At 74.1% G+C, this 16,407-nt stretch carries 13 protein-coding genes, 2 tRNA genes, 1 pseudogene and 1 riboswitch; of the genes and pseudogenes, 13 read left to right on the plus strand and 3 right to left on the minus strand.

All coding sequences use genetic code 11. The features are described 5' to 3' along the window. The 3 genes and pseudogenes from ACFYXU_RS31510 to ACFYXU_RS31520 form a co-directional block, all read left to right on the plus strand. Window positions 1–275: pseudogene (locus ACFYXU_RS31510) on the plus strand (RNA helicase); the annotation flags it as partial. Between the two features lie 191 nt (window positions 276–466). Further along, window positions 467–3,586, plus strand: coding sequence for an FG-GAP-like repeat-containing protein (locus tag ACFYXU_RS31515; protein ID WP_389461097.1), 3,120 nt, complete (start codon window positions 467–469; stop codon window positions 3,584–3,586). Between the two features lie 139 nt (window positions 3,587–3,725). After that, window positions 3,726–3,798 (plus strand) — tRNA-Lys (locus ACFYXU_RS31520). An 87-nt stretch (window positions 3,799–3,885) separates the two neighbouring features. Here the strand turns inward: ACFYXU_RS31520 and ACFYXU_RS31525 are convergent. Further along, a complete protein-coding gene (locus ACFYXU_RS31525) occupies window positions 3,886–4,479 on the minus strand; it encodes a dihydrofolate reductase family protein (protein ID WP_389461099.1) in 594 nt (197 codons plus the stop codon). Between the two features lie 217 nt (window positions 4,480–4,696). Between ACFYXU_RS31525 and ACFYXU_RS31530 the strand changes: the two genes are divergently transcribed. Both ACFYXU_RS31530 and ACFYXU_RS31535 read left to right on the plus strand, forming a co-directional pair. Next, complete coding sequence (locus ACFYXU_RS31530; protein WP_389461102.1) at window positions 4,697–6,076, plus strand: diacylglycerol/lipid kinase family protein; 1,380 nt, start codon at window positions 4,697–4,699, stop codon at window positions 6,074–6,076. 148 nt (window positions 6,077–6,224) lie between these two features. Beyond that, window positions 6,225–6,809, plus strand: a complete 585-nt coding sequence (locus ACFYXU_RS31535) for a phosphatase PAP2 family protein (protein WP_329856281.1) — start codon at window positions 6,225–6,227, stop codon at window positions 6,807–6,809. 7 nt (window positions 6,810–6,816) lie between these two features. Here the strand turns inward: ACFYXU_RS31535 and ACFYXU_RS31540 are convergent, their stop codons facing one another. Together ACFYXU_RS31540 and sigJ are read right to left on the minus strand one after the other, a co-directional pair. Further along, on the minus strand, window positions 6,817–8,127 hold the full coding sequence (locus tag ACFYXU_RS31540) for a DUF1254 domain-containing protein (RefSeq protein WP_389461104.1): 1,311 nt from the start codon (window positions 8,125–8,127) through the stop codon (window positions 6,817–6,819). 78 nt (window positions 8,128–8,205) lie between these two features. Beyond that, on the minus strand, window positions 8,206–9,180 hold the full coding sequence (sigJ, locus tag ACFYXU_RS31545; RefSeq protein WP_389461106.1) for an RNA polymerase sigma factor SigJ: 975 nt from the start codon (window positions 9,178–9,180) through the stop codon (window positions 8,206–8,208). Between the two features lie 200 nt (window positions 9,181–9,380). On the opposite strand from sigJ, the gene ACFYXU_RS31550 reads away from it, so the two are divergent. From ACFYXU_RS31550 to ACFYXU_RS31585, 8 genes are all read left to right on the plus strand, one after another. Next, window positions 9,381–9,875, plus strand: coding sequence for a rhodanese-like domain-containing protein (locus ACFYXU_RS31550; RefSeq protein WP_376511479.1), 495 nt, complete (start codon window positions 9,381–9,383; stop codon window positions 9,873–9,875). Between the two features lie 53 nt (window positions 9,876–9,928). Further along, window positions 9,929–10,002, plus strand: a tRNA-Met gene (locus ACFYXU_RS31555). A gap of 104 nt (window positions 10,003–10,106) precedes the next feature. Beyond that, on the plus strand, window positions 10,107–10,847 hold the full coding sequence (locus tag ACFYXU_RS31560) for a MerR family transcriptional regulator (RefSeq protein WP_376511481.1): 741 nt from the start codon (window positions 10,107–10,109) through the stop codon (window positions 10,845–10,847). An 85-nt stretch (window positions 10,848–10,932) separates the two neighbouring features. Beyond that, window positions 10,933–11,310: a hypothetical protein gene (locus tag ACFYXU_RS31565; protein WP_376511483.1), complete on the plus strand. Its 378-nt coding sequence runs from the start codon at window positions 10,933–10,935 to the stop codon at window positions 11,308–11,310. Window positions 11,311–11,376: 66 nt separating this feature from the next. Continuing rightward, window positions 11,377–12,399, plus strand: a complete 1,023-nt coding sequence (locus ACFYXU_RS31570; RefSeq protein ID WP_376511485.1) for a PLP-dependent cysteine synthase family protein — start codon at window positions 11,377–11,379, stop codon at window positions 12,397–12,399. Next, window positions 12,396–13,598: an MFS transporter gene (locus ACFYXU_RS31575; protein WP_376511487.1), complete on the plus strand. Its 1,203-nt coding sequence runs from the start codon at window positions 12,396–12,398 to the stop codon at window positions 13,596–13,598. Before ACFYXU_RS31570 ends, ACFYXU_RS31575 begins: the two co-directional genes overlap by 4 nt. 107 nt (window positions 13,599–13,705) lie before the next feature. Beyond that, window positions 13,706–14,917 (plus strand): PP2C family protein-serine/threonine phosphatase, encoded by a 1,212-nt coding sequence (locus ACFYXU_RS31580; protein WP_376511489.1) that lies wholly within the window; start codon window positions 13,706–13,708, stop codon window positions 14,915–14,917. A gap of 201 nt (window positions 14,918–15,118) precedes the next feature. Further along, window positions 15,119–15,283, plus strand: a riboswitch (cyclic di-AMP (ydaO/yuaA leader). 13 nt (window positions 15,284–15,296) lie between these two features. Then, window positions 15,297–16,400, plus strand: a complete 1,104-nt coding sequence (locus ACFYXU_RS31585; protein ID WP_376511491.1) for a M23 family metallopeptidase — start codon at window positions 15,297–15,299, stop codon at window positions 16,398–16,400. The last annotated feature ends 7 nt before the right edge of the window (window positions 16,401–16,407 follow it).

Consider the following 16,407-nt stretch of genomic DNA (forward strand, 5'->3'; position numbering starts at 1 on the left):
GTTTCCGTCGTGACGACCGTCCGTCGGGTGGCTTCAACCGCGACGAGCGCGGCGGCCGTTCCTTCGAGCGCCGTGACGACCGCCCCTCCGGCGGCCACCGCGGCAGCGACCGTCCGTTCAACCGCGACCGTCGCGACGACCGCCCCGCCGGCGGCTTCCGCTCCGGCGGCGACCGTCCGTACGGCCGTCGTGACGACCACCGCGGCAGCACCGGCTCGACCGGCGGCTCCTTCGGCCGCCGCGACGACAAGCCGCGCTGGAAGCGCAACGGCTGACCTCGCGTAGGACCCTGACACAGGGCCCGTACCAGCACTCCGGTGCCGGTACGGGCCCTGTCTCGTACGCGCGTACGGCGGGATACGCTCAGCCGGTCGAACGACGCGGGTGAGGAGCGCCGGCCAGGGGGCCCGGCGCGGAGACCTCCCCGCATCCCGCACATCGGGTTTCCCTGGGGAGGGACCTCTCTTTGAGCCGTCATCCACGCGCGCGCGGACCACGCGCGCGTACCGCCGTCCTCGCCGCCGCGCTGCTCGCCACGGGGATCGGCCTCTCGCCGGCCGCGACGGCCGCGCCCGTCGCCGGCGTCGACCAGCTGGACCTCACGCCGAACTGGCGGACCGTGCCCCGGCAGGAGACCGTCACCTCGGTCTCCGCCACCGGGTACGCCCACGAGACCGAGGACTCCGACGAGCACTTCGGCGGACAACTGGAATGGACCGACTTCGCGACCGGCCGGAGCGTCCCGCTCGGATACGACACCGGGAACGCGGCCTTCGCCGAGTCCGGCGTCGGCGGGCGGTGGCTCTACGTCCAGCACGGCATCGGCACCCACTACCTCCGCGACCTGGCCACCGGCACCGAGAAGCCGCTCGACATGCCCCGCGACGCGAGCTACCGGGGACTGCTCGGCGACACGCTGCTCTTCCAGCAGTACGCCTCCGCCGAGGACTTCTCCACCACCACCGGCTACTACCTGGTCCGCGCCGACGACCCGTCCGGCGCGCGCGTCCCGGTCACCGGCTGGCCCGACGGAGCCGACCCGCACACCGCGCGCCTCGCCGCCGGTGACGGCTCCGCCGCCGTGATCCGCTTCGGCCGGTCCGCCGGCTCGTACGACTACACCGACCTCGGCGTCGTCGACCTGCGCACCGGGCGGATGACCGTGCTCGACGCGCCGACCCCGGCCGGAGCGAGCGTGCTCGTCGCGCCGGTCGCCGTCAGCCCCGACCGGATCGCCTGGGTCGACCGGGAGCGCACCGTCCACGTGCGGGAGCGCTCCGACCTGACCGGCGCCGAGAAGGCCTTCGCCCTGCCCGAGGGGCTCGGCACCGCCCGGATCGGCCTCGTCGGCGACTGGGTCCTCGCCGTCGGCGACGCCTCCGGCACCGACGCCGCCCTGAAGCGGCGGCTGGTCGCGCTGCACCCGGACGGGCGCGCGCAGACCCTCCTGGAGAAGGCCGAGCCGGAGATCAACCAGATCCCCGGCGGCGGTGCGGCCGTCGTCGGCGGCGGCTCCGCCACCGACTGGTCCCTCCTCAGGGCCGTCCCGGGCAAGAACGGCGGCGCGCCCGTCCTGGAGAAGCTGCGCCGCCTGGAGCCGCTGCCGGCCAGGATCGACGCGCTCGCGCTGGGCGCCGGACGGCTCACCGCGCTGGAGCACGACGGGCCGAAGGGGTCCGGCTTCTACGGCCGGACCCTGCCCGTCGGCCCGGTCCGCACCGGGGAGTCCGCACCGGTGTGGCAGGGCGTCGAGGAGGGCGCCGAGTGGAACGCCTCGCCGCTCCTCGCCACCGGTGACGGCCGCACGGTCTCCTACCCCCGGGTCCCGTACACCGCGCGGGCGGTCGTCGCCCGGGACACCGCCGGCCGGACGACCCGCGTGACGGTCGACAAGGACGGGCGGCTCACCGACGCCTTCGGCCGCTGGGCGGTCGTCCAGACCGGACGGCCCACCTTCCCGGGCGAGCTGGTCCCCGGCGGCGAGACGGTCGTGGTGGACCTGGACGCGCAGGCCGTCGTGTCGACGAAGCCGCAGACCGCCGCCGCCGTGTGGGGCGACACCCTCTTCACGGGGACCGCGACGGCCGGCCAGGTCGCGCGCAGGGACCTCGCCACGGGCAAGGACCTCGGCACGGTCGCGACCGGCTCCGGCTGTCCGCTGACCGAGCTCCAGACGGCGGGCGGGCGCTGGCTCCAGTGGTCCTGCGGGCAGTTCGCGCAGCAGGGCGTCGTCGACCTGAGGACGGGCGCGAAGATCGCGCTGCCCCGCTCGTACGGCACCGGCGGTCTCCTCGGTGACGGCTGGTTCGTGGACCGGAGCGGCTCGTCGCTCCGGCTCACCGACTTCCACACGGGCCGCGTGGAGACCCGCGCGCTCACCGGCGCCGAGCCCGCGTCCGGCGACCGCCGGGTGACCTGGACCGTCGACCGGTTCGGCGGGGGCCTCGCGTACAAGGACACGGACGACCGCGTCCACGTGCTGTGGACCGGGGTCCCCGCCTCGGGTCTGACCGCCGCCTCGGCGAAGGTCCCGGCGGGCATGCGGTCCCAGGACGGCTGGAAGGCCTCCTGGGCACTGTCCAAGCCCGCGTCGCTCTGGCAGCTGACGCTGCGTGACGTGTTCACCGGCGACGTGATCCGCAGCTACGGCGGCGGCGAGACCCGCGGCCGGATCGACGTCGCCTGGGACGGCCGTACGACGGCGGGGAAGCCCGTCCCGAACGGCCGGTACAGCTGGCACCTGGCGGCGTCCACGGCCGACGGACAGGGCGCGGACCTGTCCCTCACGGGTACGGTCTCGGTCACCGGCGGCCGCCCGGCCTGGCGCGACCTGGCCGGGAACGACACGCAGGGCGACCTCCTGGTGATGGACCCGGCGGGCCTGGTGTCCCTGTACAAGGGCAACGGCTACGGCGGCCTGTCGGCGCGGATCGCCGGGACCGGGACGAAGTTCCCGGCCTCGACCGTCCTGGTGCCCTTCGGGGACGTGAACGCCGACGGGTGCGCGGACGTGCTCGCCCGGGTCGGCGACCAGCTGCGGGCCTACCGGCCGGGCTGCGACAAGGTGGTCTCGGCGGCGTCCCCGTACACGGTCGTCGGCTCGGGCTGGGGACAGTACGACGTCCTCACGTCCCCCGGCGACGCGAACGGCGACGGGTACCCGGACCTGGTCGCGCGTCAGGCGTCGACCGGTGACGTCTACTTCTACGCCGGCACCGCGGACCACCGGGTGAAGACCCGGGTCCGGATCGGCACCAACTGGAAGCTGTACAAGAAGCTGACCGGCGCCGGCGACCTCGACGGCGACGGCCGCGGCGACCTGCTCGGCGTGGACGCCTCCGGAGTCCTGTGGCGCTACTACGCGACCGCGACCGGCGGCGTCACCGCGCGCGTGAAGGCCGGCTCCGGCTGGGGCGGCTACAGCGCCCTGGTGGGCGTCGGCGACATCACCGGCGACGGCTGCGCGGACCTCACGGCCCGCGACACGGCGGGCCGCCTGTACGCCTACGGCAGCACCTGCCGCGGCGCGTACGGCTCCCGCGTCCTGCTCGGCTCCGGCTGGAACGCCTTCAAGTCCCTGTTCTGATCCGACGCTCCCCCCAAGGGGACGTCCGTCCCACCGCGGGCCCGGCCGACACCGGCCGGGCCCGCGGCGCGGCCGGTGTCGGATACCCGATCGGTTCCCGGGCCCTCTCGGGCTATGCTGCTCGGGTGTGCTTGTCCACGGGCCGTTAGCTCAATTGGCAGAGCAGTGGACTTTTAATCCATTGGTTGTGGGTTCGAGTCCCACACGGCCTACGCGAGGCGGGCGAGGGGAGACCCTCCGACCCGCCGGGAGCGCCCCGACCGGAATCGTCCGGTCGGGGCGCTCCGTCGTTCGCGGGGTCAGCGGCCTTCCGGGCGGCGGTACGTGCAGACGTTGACGCCCTGGGGGCTGGTGACCGTGGAGGTCAGTGCGAGGGTGCGCAGGGTGCCGTCCGACGGGAAGACCGACTTTCCGCCGCCGAGCAGCACCGGCATGACCATCAGGCGGAGTTCGTCGGCGAGGTCCTCGGCCAGGAGGGTGCGGGCGAGGCTGGGGCTGCCCATGACGAGGAGGTCGCCGCCGGGGGCGTCGCGCAGTTCACGCAGGCGGGCGACGGCCTTGTCGCCGGGGATCAGCGTGGTGTTCCAGGTGAGGTCCGCCTCGCCGAGGGTGTGGGAGACGACGTACTTCGGGAGCGCGTTCATGCGGTCGGCGAAGGGGTCGCCGGCCCGCTCCGGCCAGGCGGCGGCCATGTTCTGCCAGGTGCGCCGGCCGTAGAGCAGGGCCTCGGCCCGCTCGGTCGCCTCGGCGAACGCGCCGCCCACGACCTCCGGGTCGAAGAAGGGGTGGGTCCAGCCGCCGTGGGCGAAGCCGCCGTCGGTGTCCTCCTCGGGGCCGCCCGGGGCCTGGACGACGCCGTCGAGGCTGATGAACTCGCTGATCACGATGCGCATGGGGCCGGTCCTGTTCGTCCGTGGCTTCCGGGTGGTGCCGTACGGGAGTGCAGACGGCGGGGCCGCCGGGAAGTCATCGCTCCCCGAGAACTATTTTCGGGTTTTCTCGGTCTTCGTCCGGGAGGCTTCCGGAACTCCGTTCGTCCGAACGGCTGCGTACGGGGGCGGTGCCGGGGAACGTGGGGAAACGTGGACGCGGAGTGTGGAGGTGGGGTCGGTGGCGGCCAGCGGTACCGGTGATCCGGCGGGGGAGGCACGGCGGCTCGCCCGCTACGCGCTGTTCGCGACGGCGGGCGCGGCCGCGGCCCTGCTGACCGCGCTCGGCAGCGGGCTGCTGATCCTGCTGAGCGGGATCGTGGGGTTCGCCGCGACGGCGGCGGGCGTCTGGTGGTTCCTCGCGCACCGCGGGCCGGTGCGGTTCTTCGGGGCGCTCCTGGCGGTCGCCGCGCCGCTCGGGACCCTGTGGCTCTACGTCGTCGGGGGCGTCTGGGTGAACGCCCTCGTGGCCCTGGCGCTGTGGGCCGTGGCGCTGTCCTGCGCGCGGGCCGCGCTGCGGCGTCCGGAGGACGAGCGGGCCGCGCTGTCCCGGGGCGTGCGGATCCCGGCGCCGCGCCGGCCGGTGCTGATCATGAACCCGAAGTCCGGGGGCGGGAAGGTCGAGGAGTTCGGGCTCGTCGCCCGGGCGGAGGCGCTCGGGGCGCGGGTGGTCCTCATCGACCCGTCCGCTCCGGCCGATGTCGCCGCCCTCGCCCGGAAGGCCGCGGACGAGGGCGCCGATCTGCTGGGGGTGGCCGGCGGCGACGGCACCCAGGCGCTGGTGGCCGAGGTGGCCGCCGAGCTCGACCTGCCGTTCCTGGTGATCTCGGCCGGGACCCGCAACCACTTCGCGATGGACCTGGGTCTCGACCGCACCGACCCGTCCCGCTGCCTGGACGCGCTGCACGACGGCGAGGAGCTGCGGGTCGACCTCGGCGATGTCGCCGGACGCCCCTTCGTCAACACGGTCTCCTTCGGGGTGTACGCGGACGTGGTCCAGCGTCCCGAGTACCGCGACGACAAGGCGGGCACGGCGATCGGCGTCCTGCCGGACCTGCTCCAGGGCGGTGAGGGCGACCGTCTCGACGCGACCGCCGACGAGGTCCCGCTCACCGGGCAGCAGGCCCTCCTGGTCAGCAACAACCCGTACGTGGCACCCGATCCCTTCAGCGCGGCCGCGGCCCGCAGGGCGCGTCTCGACGGGGGCGAGCTCGGGGTGATCGGCATCCGGGTGGACGGGGCCGCCCAGGCCGCCGAGCTGGCCGTCCTGGGCACCCAGGCCACCGCTCTGAACGTGCTGACGGCCCGTAGGGTGGAGGTCGGCGGCGGTCCCGGCGCGGGCGCCGAGATCCCCGTCGCCGTGGACGGCGAGGCACTGATGCTGCCCACGCCGGTCGTCTGCACGCTCCGCCCGGGGGCGCTGCGGGTCCTGGTGCCCCGGGACCGGCCGGGTTCGCCCGTGCCCCCGCCGCGCCTGAACTGGCGGCGCCTGACCCGGCTGGCCTTCCCCGCGGAGCCGCTGGTCAGTGACCGCAGGCCGTGGGATCCCCGTATCTCGTGACCCTTCGTACCCCCGAAACCTCGTGACCCTTCGAACACTCGAACCTCGTGAACCCTCGCATCCCTGAGATCTCGTGACCCTTCGAACCCTCGAAGTCTCGAAGTCTCGTGAACCTTCGTACCCCCCCCGAACCAGCTAGGAGCGGCGCATGACCGACGACCAGACGACGGCCGGGACCCTCCGGTCGGTCCTCCAGGACATCCGGACCGTCGACGGCGCCGTGTACGGAGCGGTGGCGGCGACCTCGACGCCCACGCTCGACACGGCCTTCCGCCGGCTCTCCGCCGCGGCCGACCACTCCAAGATCTCCTTCACGGTCGCGGCGGCCCTCGCGCTCGTGCCCGGGCGGCCGCGCCGGGCCGCGCTCGCCGGGGTCGGGGCGATCGCGGTGGCCTCGGCCACCGCGAACCTGCTGGGCAAGCGGCTGGTCCACCGGCGCAGGCCCGACCGGGAGGCGGCGCGGGTCGTGGTGGGCCGGCACGTCCCCATGCCGGCGTCGGCGTCCTTCCCGTCGGGGCACACCGCGTCGGCGGTCGCCTTCGCCACCGCCGTGGGGTCGGTGCTGCCGCACGCCACGCTGCCGCTGGCGACCCTGGCGTGGACCGTGGGCTACTCCCGGGTGCACACGGGGGTGCACTATCCGGGCGACGTCGCCGCGGGCGCCCTCCTGGGCATCGCGAGCGCGGGTGCGTCGCTGGCGGCGCTGAGCTGGCTCTCTCCCGCGGAGAGGTGAGCCGGGGTCAGTCCGTGGCGGTGAGCGGCGGGAGCCGCCAGGTGCCGTCGAGGACCGACGGGTCGGGGCCGTAGAGCCGGACGACGAGGGTGAACGGCCCGTCGGGGGCGGGCAGCCAGTTGGCCGCCCGCTTCGGGTCGGCCGGCCGGTCCTTGCTCACGTGGAGGGTGAGGCCGCCGTCGTCGTCGTACACGAGCCCCGGGGTGCGGTCGCCGATCGCGTACCGGTCGATCTCGTTGGCGACGAGCAGCCGCTCGGGCAGCCGGTAGAGGGTGACGGACCAGAAGAAGCGGGCCGGGGGCAGCTGCCCGGGCGGGAAGCGGACCTCGTGGTCGCGGTCGTGCCCGTTCGGCGGGTGGTCGCCGTGGTCGTCCGCCGTCCAGCCGCCGTACCAGGCCTCGGCCGAGGGCAGGCCGTAGAGCCCCATGTCGGCGGCGACCGCGCGGCCGATGTAGTCGTCGCCGAGCTCCTCGCGGGTGCCGAAGAGGTCGGTGGAGACCCGGGTGACCGCCGTGGCCTTCGCCAGGCGGGCCCGGCCGTCGGCGACGCCCCGCTCGACCGCCGCCCGGATCCCGGGGTCGAGCGACGCCGGTTCGAAGATGCCCGTGCCGGACACGCCGAGCGCCGCGAGACGCTCGCGCAGGTCGCGCTCCCGCTCCAGGACGGGGAAGAACCCGAGCAGGAAGTCGAGGACCGTGAAGAACTCGACGGTCTCCAGGTCCTCCTTGCGCCAGACCGGCCAGACGGGCTCGTCGGCGGGGTGCGGGGCGGCCGTGTCGGTGTATGCGGAGAGCGGGCGGAGCGCGTACCGCTCCTGGACGGCGCGCAGGGCCGGGACGTCGTCGGGGCCGGCCAGGTAGGTGCGGCCCATGATCCCGACGAGGTGGGTGTCGGCGCGCAGGACGCTCGTGATGCCCTCGGGGACGGTGCCGGTCCAGCCGGGACCGGCGACGAGGTGGTGGCCGGCGGACTGTCCCGTGGTGCGGGAGCCGACGAACCCGACGTACGCGGTGTCGAGGTCGTGGACCGGGAGCACGTAGTAGCGGTCCACGGCGGGGACGGAGAGCACGAACGGTTCGGCGCGCAGATCGAGCCAGGCAGGGGAGTACGGGGTGTCGTTGTTCGGGGTGACGACGTCGGTGTTCGCCGGGGTGAAGGGCTCGGCGTAGTGCCGGAAGCGGCCGAAGCCGCCCACGTACCGGAGGTCGTCGGAGTCGATCGCCTGCGCGTACATCGTGCGGTAGTTGTCCAGGAGCGGGTAGCCCCAGACCCAGCCGTCGGCCGCCGTCCGGCGGGCCTCCTCGGGGGTGATCGGCACGGTGGACCGCCTTTGCGCGGGAGGGAACCAACCCGTACAAACTCGCACGAAGGGTTCCCTCCCGCACCCGGGCGGGGGTCAGCGCGTCGCCCGCGCCAGCTCCTCCTCGGTGAGGCCCAGCGTGGCCATGCGCTCCGGGTCGGCCAGGATGTGCAGCGCGACGATCCGGTCCCCGACGACCGTGAACGTCATGATCGAGCTCGGGCGCCCCTGGACGACCGACACGACGGCCGGCTGGCCGTTGGCGACCACCCGGAGCACGTCCGTGCGGTACTTGGCGTACGTGAGGGCCTGCGCGATGACCGCCTCGGCGCCCCGCACCAGCTGGGAGACGGCGGCGAGGGTCCGGCCGCCGTCCGCGCGCAGCACCACGTCCGGGTCGAGGACGGCGAGCAGCCCCTCGAAGTCGCCGCCGTGCGCCGCGGCGAGGAAGGCGTCGGCGATCTCCCGCTGCCGGCGCGCGTCCGGGCCGGGGGCCGGGGTGGCGTCCTGCACCCGGCGGCGGGCGCGGCTGGCGAGCTGGCGGGTCGCCGCCGGGGTGCGGTCGACGATCCGCGCGATCTCGTCGAAGGAGACGGCGAACATGTCGTGCAGGACGAAGGCGAGGCGCTCCGCGGGTCCCAGGGTGTCCAGGACGACGAGGAGCGCGAGCCCGACGGACTCGGTGAGCTCCGCCGCGTGCTCCGGGTCGGTGGCCCCGGCGACCCGGACCACCGGGTCGGGGACGTAGTACTCCAGCGGGTCCTCGCGGCGGGAGCCGCGCGAGCGCAGCATGTCCAGGCAGACGCGGCCGACGACGGTGGTCAGCCAGCCGCTGAGGTTCTCCACGCCGCTGACGTCACTGCGGCTGAGCTTGATCCAGGCCTCCTGGACGGCGTCCTCGGCCTCGCTGAGCGAGCCCAGCATCCGGTAGGCCACCGCCCGCAGATGGGCGCGGTCGGCGTCGAAGCGCCGGGCCAGGCGCTCCGTGTCGGCGCCGCCCGCGCGGGCGGCACGGTCCGGGCCGTCCGGGCCGTCCGTGGTCGCCGGGTCGGCTTTCCTGTCGTGGTCCACTCGTTCTCCCCGTTCGCGTCCCGTCATGCCGTCATGACGGATCAAGTGCCGTCGGTGTGACACCGGAGGCGAGTCCGACGGTTCCGGTACGTGAGATCCCCGCCGCCTCGTGGTGCACGCCCGGGATTCCCCGGCCGAAGCCCCCGACCGCCGTGAATCCCCACTTCAGCGCGGTGATCTTCGTCCGTAGATTGCTCACCATGACGACGACGACACCGCAGGTCAACCCCGTGCTCAGGACCGCGCCGGCCTCCCCCGCCGCGGCGGCCGCCTACTTCTCCGCCAGCCTCGCCTTCCACGCCGACGTCTCCGACGTGGCCTCCACCTTGGCCGCCTCGGCCGCCGAGGGCGCCGACCCGGGCTTCGTGGTGATCGACTCCCGCTCCACGGCCTCCTGGGACCAGGGGCACGTCCCCGGCGCGATCCACCTGCCGACCGCGCTCATCCCCGAGCAGGCCGAGCAGCTGCTCGACCGGTCCGTGCCGGTCGTCACGTACTGCTGGGGCCCCGGCTGCAACGGCGCCACGCGCGCCGCGCTGGCCCTGGCCGAGCTGGGCTTCCAGGTGAAGGAGATGCTCGGCGGCTTCGAGTACTGGGTGCGCGAGGGCTTCGCGTACGAGACGTGGGAGGGGCCCGCGGAGAAGGCCGCGGACCCGCTGACGGCGCCGGTCGACTCCGACGACTGCGGCTGCTGACGAGAACCGATTTCGTGATCGCCCCGGTCATGCCGTAGAGTCATGTTTACCGACGCGGGGTGGAGCAGCTCGGTAGCTCGCTGGGCTCATAACCCAGAGGTCGCAGGTTCAAATCCTGTCCCCGCTACTCAGTAGCAACGAAGGCCCGGATCCAGTCACTGGATCCGGGCCTTCGTCGTGCTCGCCCCTCCGCTTGACCTTGACGCAGCGTCAAGATCTAGCGTGGTGGTCATGGAGTGGTCGATCCAGGAGATCGCCAAGAAGGCCGGCACCACCAGCCGCACCCTCCGCCACTACGGCGAGCGCGGACTGCTGGAGCCGAGCCGGATCGGCGCGAACGGTTACCGGTACTACGACCAGGCGGCGCTCGTGCGCTTGCAGCGGATCCTGCTGCTGCGCGAGCTGGGGCTCTCGCTGCCCGCCATCGCCGAGGTCCTCGCGGGGCAGCGGGACGCGTCCGCCGCCCTGCGCACCCATCTCGCCCTCCTGGAGCAGGAGCGCGAGCGCATCGGACGCCAGATCGCGTCGGTGCGGACCACTCTCGACAAGACCGAGAAGGGAGAAGAGCTCATGGCCGAAGAAGTGTTCGACGGTTTTGACCACACGCGGTACGAGGAGGAGGTCACCGAGCGCTGGGGCCGTGAGGCGTACGAGAACGCCGACCGCTGGTGGCGCTCGCTGGGTGACGCGCAGCGGAAGGCGTTCATGGCCGAGCAGGACGGCATCGCCCGCGCGTTCGGGCGGGCGGCGCGGGAGGGCCTGGCCGCCGACAGCGACGAGGTGCAGGCCATCGCCCGGCGCCAGGTCTCCTGGCTGTCGACGACCACGACGCCGAGCAGGGAGTACCTGATCGGTCTCGGGCGGATGTACGTCGACGACCCCCGCTTCACCGCGAACTACGACCGGCACGGCGAGGGCACCGCGGTCCTCGTCCGGGACGCGCTGCGGGTCTACGCGGAGCGGAACCTCTGAAGGACCTGTCCGAAGTAAACGGTGGCCAAAAGCGCGCCCGCCTCTTTGCGGCCGCACCCGTACCCACCGTAGTGTCACGCGCACCATGAGTGACCAGCGCGTGTGTGAGCTGAGCCGGCGGGCGCCCGCCGTGCTCGTCCTGCTCGCGCTCCTCGCCCTCCTGGTGAGCGTCTGCCACGGCTCCCACGGGCACCTGCTGCCGGCCTCCGGCACCACGACCGCCTCCGCCCCCGCGCTCCCGCACGGCTGCGAGCGGTCCGGGGACGCCTGGAGCTTCGACGCCCACCTCCCCGCGCAGGCCGCCTCCTCCCAGTCCGCCGCGCCCGACGCCGGCGGAGCCGTGGTCCTGCCGTACGCGGCGGACCTCCGCACCGATCCCCGCGCGCGCTGCGTCCGGGACCGGGCGGGCCCCGGCCCCGAGCCGGGCCGGCTGCTCGTCGCCCTCGGAGTGGACCGGAACTGAACCGGGTCCCGCACACCCGCGTGACCAGGTTCCCTTTCGCGTACCCACACCGAGGACGTATCTCCCATGACCGCACCCCTGACGCTGTCCATCGCCGGGCAGACCGTCGGCAACACCCCCGTCTTGTGGACGGACGACGGCTACTGGGCCAAGCTCGAAGGCTTCAACTTCGGCGGCATCAAGGACCGCGCCGCCCTCTACATGGTCGAACAGGCCCGCCGCCGCGGGCAGCTGCGCCCCGGCGCCCCGATCGTCGAGTCGACCTCCGGGACCCTCGGGCTCGGCCTCGCCCTCGCGGGCGTCCTCCACGGCCACCCCGTGCACGTCGTCACCGACCCCGGCCTCGAACCGATCGTCGAGCGGATGCTCGTCGCCCACGGCGCCCGGGTCCACGTCGTCCCCGAGCCCAGCCCGCACGGCGGCTGGCAGCGGGCCCGGATGGACCGGGTCGCCGAGCTGCTGGGCGAGCTCGACGGGGCCTGGTGGCCCGACCAGTACGGGAACCCCGACAATCCCGCCGCCTACGGGGGGCTCGCCGCCGAACTGTCCGCGCAGCTCGACCGGGTCGACGTCCTGGTCTGCGCGGTCGGCACCGGGGGCCACTCCGCCGGGATCTCCCGGGCCCTGCGCGCCACCAGCAGCCCGGCCCTGGAGCTGGTCGGCGTGGACTCGGTGAACTCCACCGTCTTCGGCCTGCCGGCCGGGGAGCGGCTGATGCGCGGCCTCGGCTCCTCCATCCACCCGGGGAACGTGGACCACGGCGCCTTCGACGAGGTGCACTGGGTGGGGCCCGCGGAGGCGGTCCGGACGGCCCGCAGGCTGGCCTCGCGGCACTTCGCGACCGGTGGCTGGAGCGTGGGCGCGGTGGCCCTGGTCGCCGGATGGCTGGCCCGCACCCGGCCCCGCGGCACCCGGATCGCGGCCGTCTTCCCGGACGGGCCGCAGCGGTACTTCGACACCGTCTTCAACGACGAGTTCTGCGCGGCGCACGGGCTGCTCGACGGCCCCGTGCGGGAGGACCCCGCCGCGTACGTCTCCGACGACACGGTCAGCGGCTGGACCCGGCGCGTCCTGGGGCGGGCCTCGTGACCACGGCGACCGCGCCCGCCAAGGGCGGGATCTGGAAGCAGAGCCGCACCTTCGACCCGGCCGTCCGGCTGCTCTTCCTCAACCAGCTCACCATCAACCTCGGCTTCTACATGCTCATGCCCTACCTGGCCGCGCATCTCGCGGACGGGCTCGGCATGGCCGCCTGGGCCGTCGGCCTCGTCCTCGGCGCCCGGAACCTCTCCCAGCAGGGCATGTTCCTCGTCGGCGGGGCGCTCGCCGACCGGCTCGGGTTCAAGCCGCTCATCGTCGCCGGCTGCGCGCTGCGGACGGTCGGCTTCGGGGCGCTCGCCTTCGCGCAGTCGCTGCCGATGCTGATCGCCGCCTCGCTCGCGACCGGCCTCGCGGGAGCGCTGTTCAACCCGGCCGTGCGGGCCTGTCTCGCGGCGGAGGCCGGGGAGGAGCGCCGGGTGGAGGCCTTCGCGCTCTTCAACACCTACTACCAGGCGGGCATCCTGCTCGGGCCGCTCGTCGGGGTGGCCCTGACGGGGGTGTCGTTCCGGCTGACGTGCGCGGTGGCGGCGGTGCTGTTCGCCGGCCTGACCCTCGTACAGCTCCGGCATCTGCCCGTACGGACAGCCGAGGCGCCGAGGGAGCTGCGGGGGCAGTTCCGCACGGTCCTCGCGCACCGGACGTTCTGGCTGTTCTCGCTGGCCATGACCGGCTCGTACGTGCTGTCCTTCCAGGTCTATCTGGCGCTGCCGCTCGCGGCGGGCGGTACGGCGGCGACGACCGCGCTGTTCGTGGTCTCGGCGCTCGTCGCGCTCGCCGGGCAGCTGCGGATCACGGCCTGGTGCCGGCGCCGCCTCAGCCGGGAGCGGTGTCTGGTGCTCGGGCTGGCCCTGATGGGCGGGGCGTTCCTGCTCCCGGCCGTCCTGGGGCGCGGCCTGGTGGGGCTGCTGCTGTGCGCGGCCGTGCTGTCCGTCGCGAACGCGGTGCTCTACCCGTACGAGATGGACACCGTCGTCGCCCTGTCCCGGGGCCGCTGGGTCGCCACCCACTACGGGCTCTACAACACCGTCTGCGGGGTCGGGATCACCCTCGGGAACCTGGGCACGGGCGCGCTGCTCGACGTCACCGGCTGGTCGGCGGCGCCCTGGCTCGTGCTGTGCGCGGTGGGCCTGACCTGCGCGGCGGCGATGGCGCTGCTCGCCCGGGGCGGCCGGCTGGCGGCCGGCTGACCCGTACGCCAGTCGGCCCCGTGGAAGTCGCCGCCGTCGGCCGCGGCGGCCACCCTGGGAGGGCGCGGTGCGGACCGCGGCCGGTCGGACCGGGCAGGAGAGCACAGGTGGGGCACCCCCTAGGAGCGGCGGGCGGCGGACGGCGGGGCGGCGAGGGCCGCTCCGAGCCCGGCCGTGCCCGGCGGTTCATCCGCGCGCTGCCCCCGCTGATCATCGTGGGCGGTGTCGTCTTCGACGTGGCGACACCGGCCCAGTACACGGCGGCGCCGCTCTTCTCCGCCGCCCCGCTGATCGCCGCGCCCTTCTTCTCCACGCTGACGACCGTGATCACCGGGATCGCGGCCGTCCTCGCCTCCGTCGGGCTGCACGCCTACAACGACACCGTCGACGAGGTGGCGGCGCTCACCGAGACCCTGACCGTCCTCACCGTCTCCGCGCTGGCCGTCCTCATCAACCGGGTGGTGCGCCGCAGCGGCGAGCGGCTCGCCTCGGCGCGGGTCATCGCGGAGACCGCGCAGAAGGCGGTGCTGCCGACGCCCGCCGAGCGGATCGGCGGGTTGCAGTGCGCGGCGCGCTACGAGGCGGCGCAGGCGGACGCGTTCATCGGCGGGGACCTCTTCGCCGTCCAGGACACCCCGCAGGGGGTGCGGCTCGTGGTCGGGGACGTGCGGGGCAAGGGGATGGACGCGGTCGAGGCCGTCGCCGTGGTCATCGGTGCCTTCCGGGAGGCGGCCGAGCAGGAGCGGACCCTGGAGGGCGTGGCGCAGCGGCTCGAACGGGCGCTGGCCCGGGAGGGCACCCGCCGGGACGGGCTCGACGCCTTCGAGGGGTTCACCACGGCGGTCCTGGCCGAGATCCCGCGCGCGGACGGCAGCGGGACCTTCGACGGTTTCGTACGGGTCGTCAACCGCGGTCACCCGCCGCCGCTGATGCTGTACGCGGACGGCCGGCTGGAGGTGCTGGAGCCGGGGGAGGCGGCGCTGCCGCTCGGCATGGGGGAGCTGGCCGCGTGGCCGGACCGGGGGGAGGCGCGGCCGTTCCCGCCGGGCGCGACGCTGCTGTTCTACACGGACGGCCTCTCGGAGGCGCGGAACGGGCAGGGCGTCTTCTACGATCCGGCGGCGCGGCTCGACGGGCGGATCTTCCCGGGGCCCGAGGAACTGCTCGACGCGCTGGTGGACGACGTGCGGCTGCACACGGGCGGCGGGGCGACCGACGACCTGGCGCTGCTGGCGGTGAGCCGTCCGGCGACGGGGCAGCCGGAGCGGCGCCGGACGATGCCCGTGGTGGCCCCCGGAGGGCCCGGTCACCAGGCGTAGTCGGAGGGTGTCACTGCGATAACAATTGACATAACGTCAGATCGCGGGGGTTTGGCCTCCTGTCCCTGAAGGGCGGTCAAGTCAGGCTATTACCCCCCAATCCCGTGAATGATCAAGAGGAACGGCTTGGAATCGGGAGCCCCTGTCTATTAACGTTCGATAACGCAGCGCGGTCGTCCCAGCCGTCGCAAGAGACGGCACCGTGCGCACGCGCCGAATCCTGAAAAGGAACCGGGGAACCACCACTTGGGGTGAATCGGGCCCCTTCGCACCCGTGCGGACCACGCACGCGTGCGGTCGAGCCCGTAGGAGACCTTCCTGCTCCGAACCCGTCAGCTAACCCGGTAGGCGAGAAGGAAGGAAAGGAGCGCCCCCACCCGTGGCGTCCAACACCCCCGCACCCGAAGCCCCCTTCGACGCCTTCGGTGGCGGTGCGGCTCCCTCCGCCCCGGACACCGAGTGGAACCCCACCGAGGGCTCCCTCCGCGCCGAGAGCCGCTCCGGCGGCCGGCACCGGGTCGTCAAGCAGCGCTCCAACTTCGCCCGCTCCTCCACCGTCCTCGGCGTCGGCGTGATCGCGGCCGTCGGCGCGGGCGGCCTCGCCACCGCGCAGGACAAGCCCCCGGTGGCGATATCCCTGCCGGACCTCCCGGACATCGACCTGCCGGACGCCCACGACATCCCCGGCGTCGCCGCCCTCCTCCCGGAGCAGCAGAGTGCGCCCGTCAGCGAGGCCCGCGCCAACCCGAACCCGCTGACCACCGCCACCTACGCCACCGCGGCCGAGGAGAGCACCGGGCAGGCCGAGCGGGCGGCCACCGCCGCTCCCGCCGCCGGCGAGGCCCTGCGCGCCCGCATCCTCCAGCAGGCCGAGCAGCAGCAGGCCTCCGCCGACGCCGCCGAGAAGGCCGCCGCGGAGAAGGCCGCGGCCGAGAAGGCCGCCGCCGAGGCCGTGGCCAAGGAGGCCGCCGCGCAGAAGGCCGCCGCCGAGGCCAAGGCGAAGGCAGAGGCGGAGGCCAAGGCGAAGGCCGAGGCGGAGGCGCGTGCGAAGGCAGAGGCCGAGCGCCTCGCCAAGCTCGCCGCGAGCTACTCGCTGCCGGTGTCCTCGTACACGCTCACCGCCACCTACATGCAGTCCGGTTCGATGTGGTCCTCCGGCCACCACACCGGCCTCGACTTCGCGGCCCCCACGGGCACCCCGCTCAAGGCCGTCCACGGCGCGACCGTGAAGTCGGCCGGCTGGTCCGGCTCCTACGGCTACCGGATCGTCCTGGAGCTGGAGGACGGCACCGAGGTCTGGTACTGCCACCTCTCGTCCATGCTGGTCGGCGCGGGCCAGACCGTCGGCACCGGCGAGACGATCGGCCGCGTCGGCGCCACCGGCAACGTCACCGGCGCCCACCTCCACATGGAGGTCCACACGTCCGGCGGCGACGGCATCGACCCGGCGGCCTGGCTCCGCTCCAAGGGCCTCAGCCTCTGAGCGGACC

The sequence above is a fragment of the Streptomyces sp. NPDC002232 genome (genome assembly GCF_042890295.1).
Taxonomy (GTDB): domain Bacteria; phylum Actinomycetota; class Actinomycetes; order Streptomycetales; family Streptomycetaceae; genus Streptomyces.

Bases quoted from the DNA above. Each gene is read 5' to 3' on its own strand.
- ACFYXU_RS31525 (WP_389461099.1), bottom strand. From the start codon at position 4,479: ATGCGCATCGTGATCAGCGAGTTCATCAGCCTCGACGGCGTCGTCCAG.
- ACFYXU_RS31535 (WP_329856281.1), top strand. From the start codon at position 6,225: ATGACCGACGACCAGACGACGGCCGGGACCCTCCGGTCGGTCCTCCAG.
- ACFYXU_RS31550 (WP_376511479.1), top strand. From the start codon at position 9,381: ATGACGACGACGACACCGCAGGTCAACCCCGTGCTCAGGACCGCGCCG.
- ACFYXU_RS31560 (WP_376511481.1), top strand. From the start codon at position 10,107: ATGGAGTGGTCGATCCAGGAGATCGCCAAGAAGGCCGGCACCACCAGC.
- ACFYXU_RS31565 (WP_376511483.1), top strand. From the start codon at position 10,933: ATGAGTGACCAGCGCGTGTGTGAGCTGAGCCGGCGGGCGCCCGCCGTG.
- ACFYXU_RS31570 (WP_376511485.1), top strand. From the start codon at position 11,377: ATGACCGCACCCCTGACGCTGTCCATCGCCGGGCAGACCGTCGGCAAC.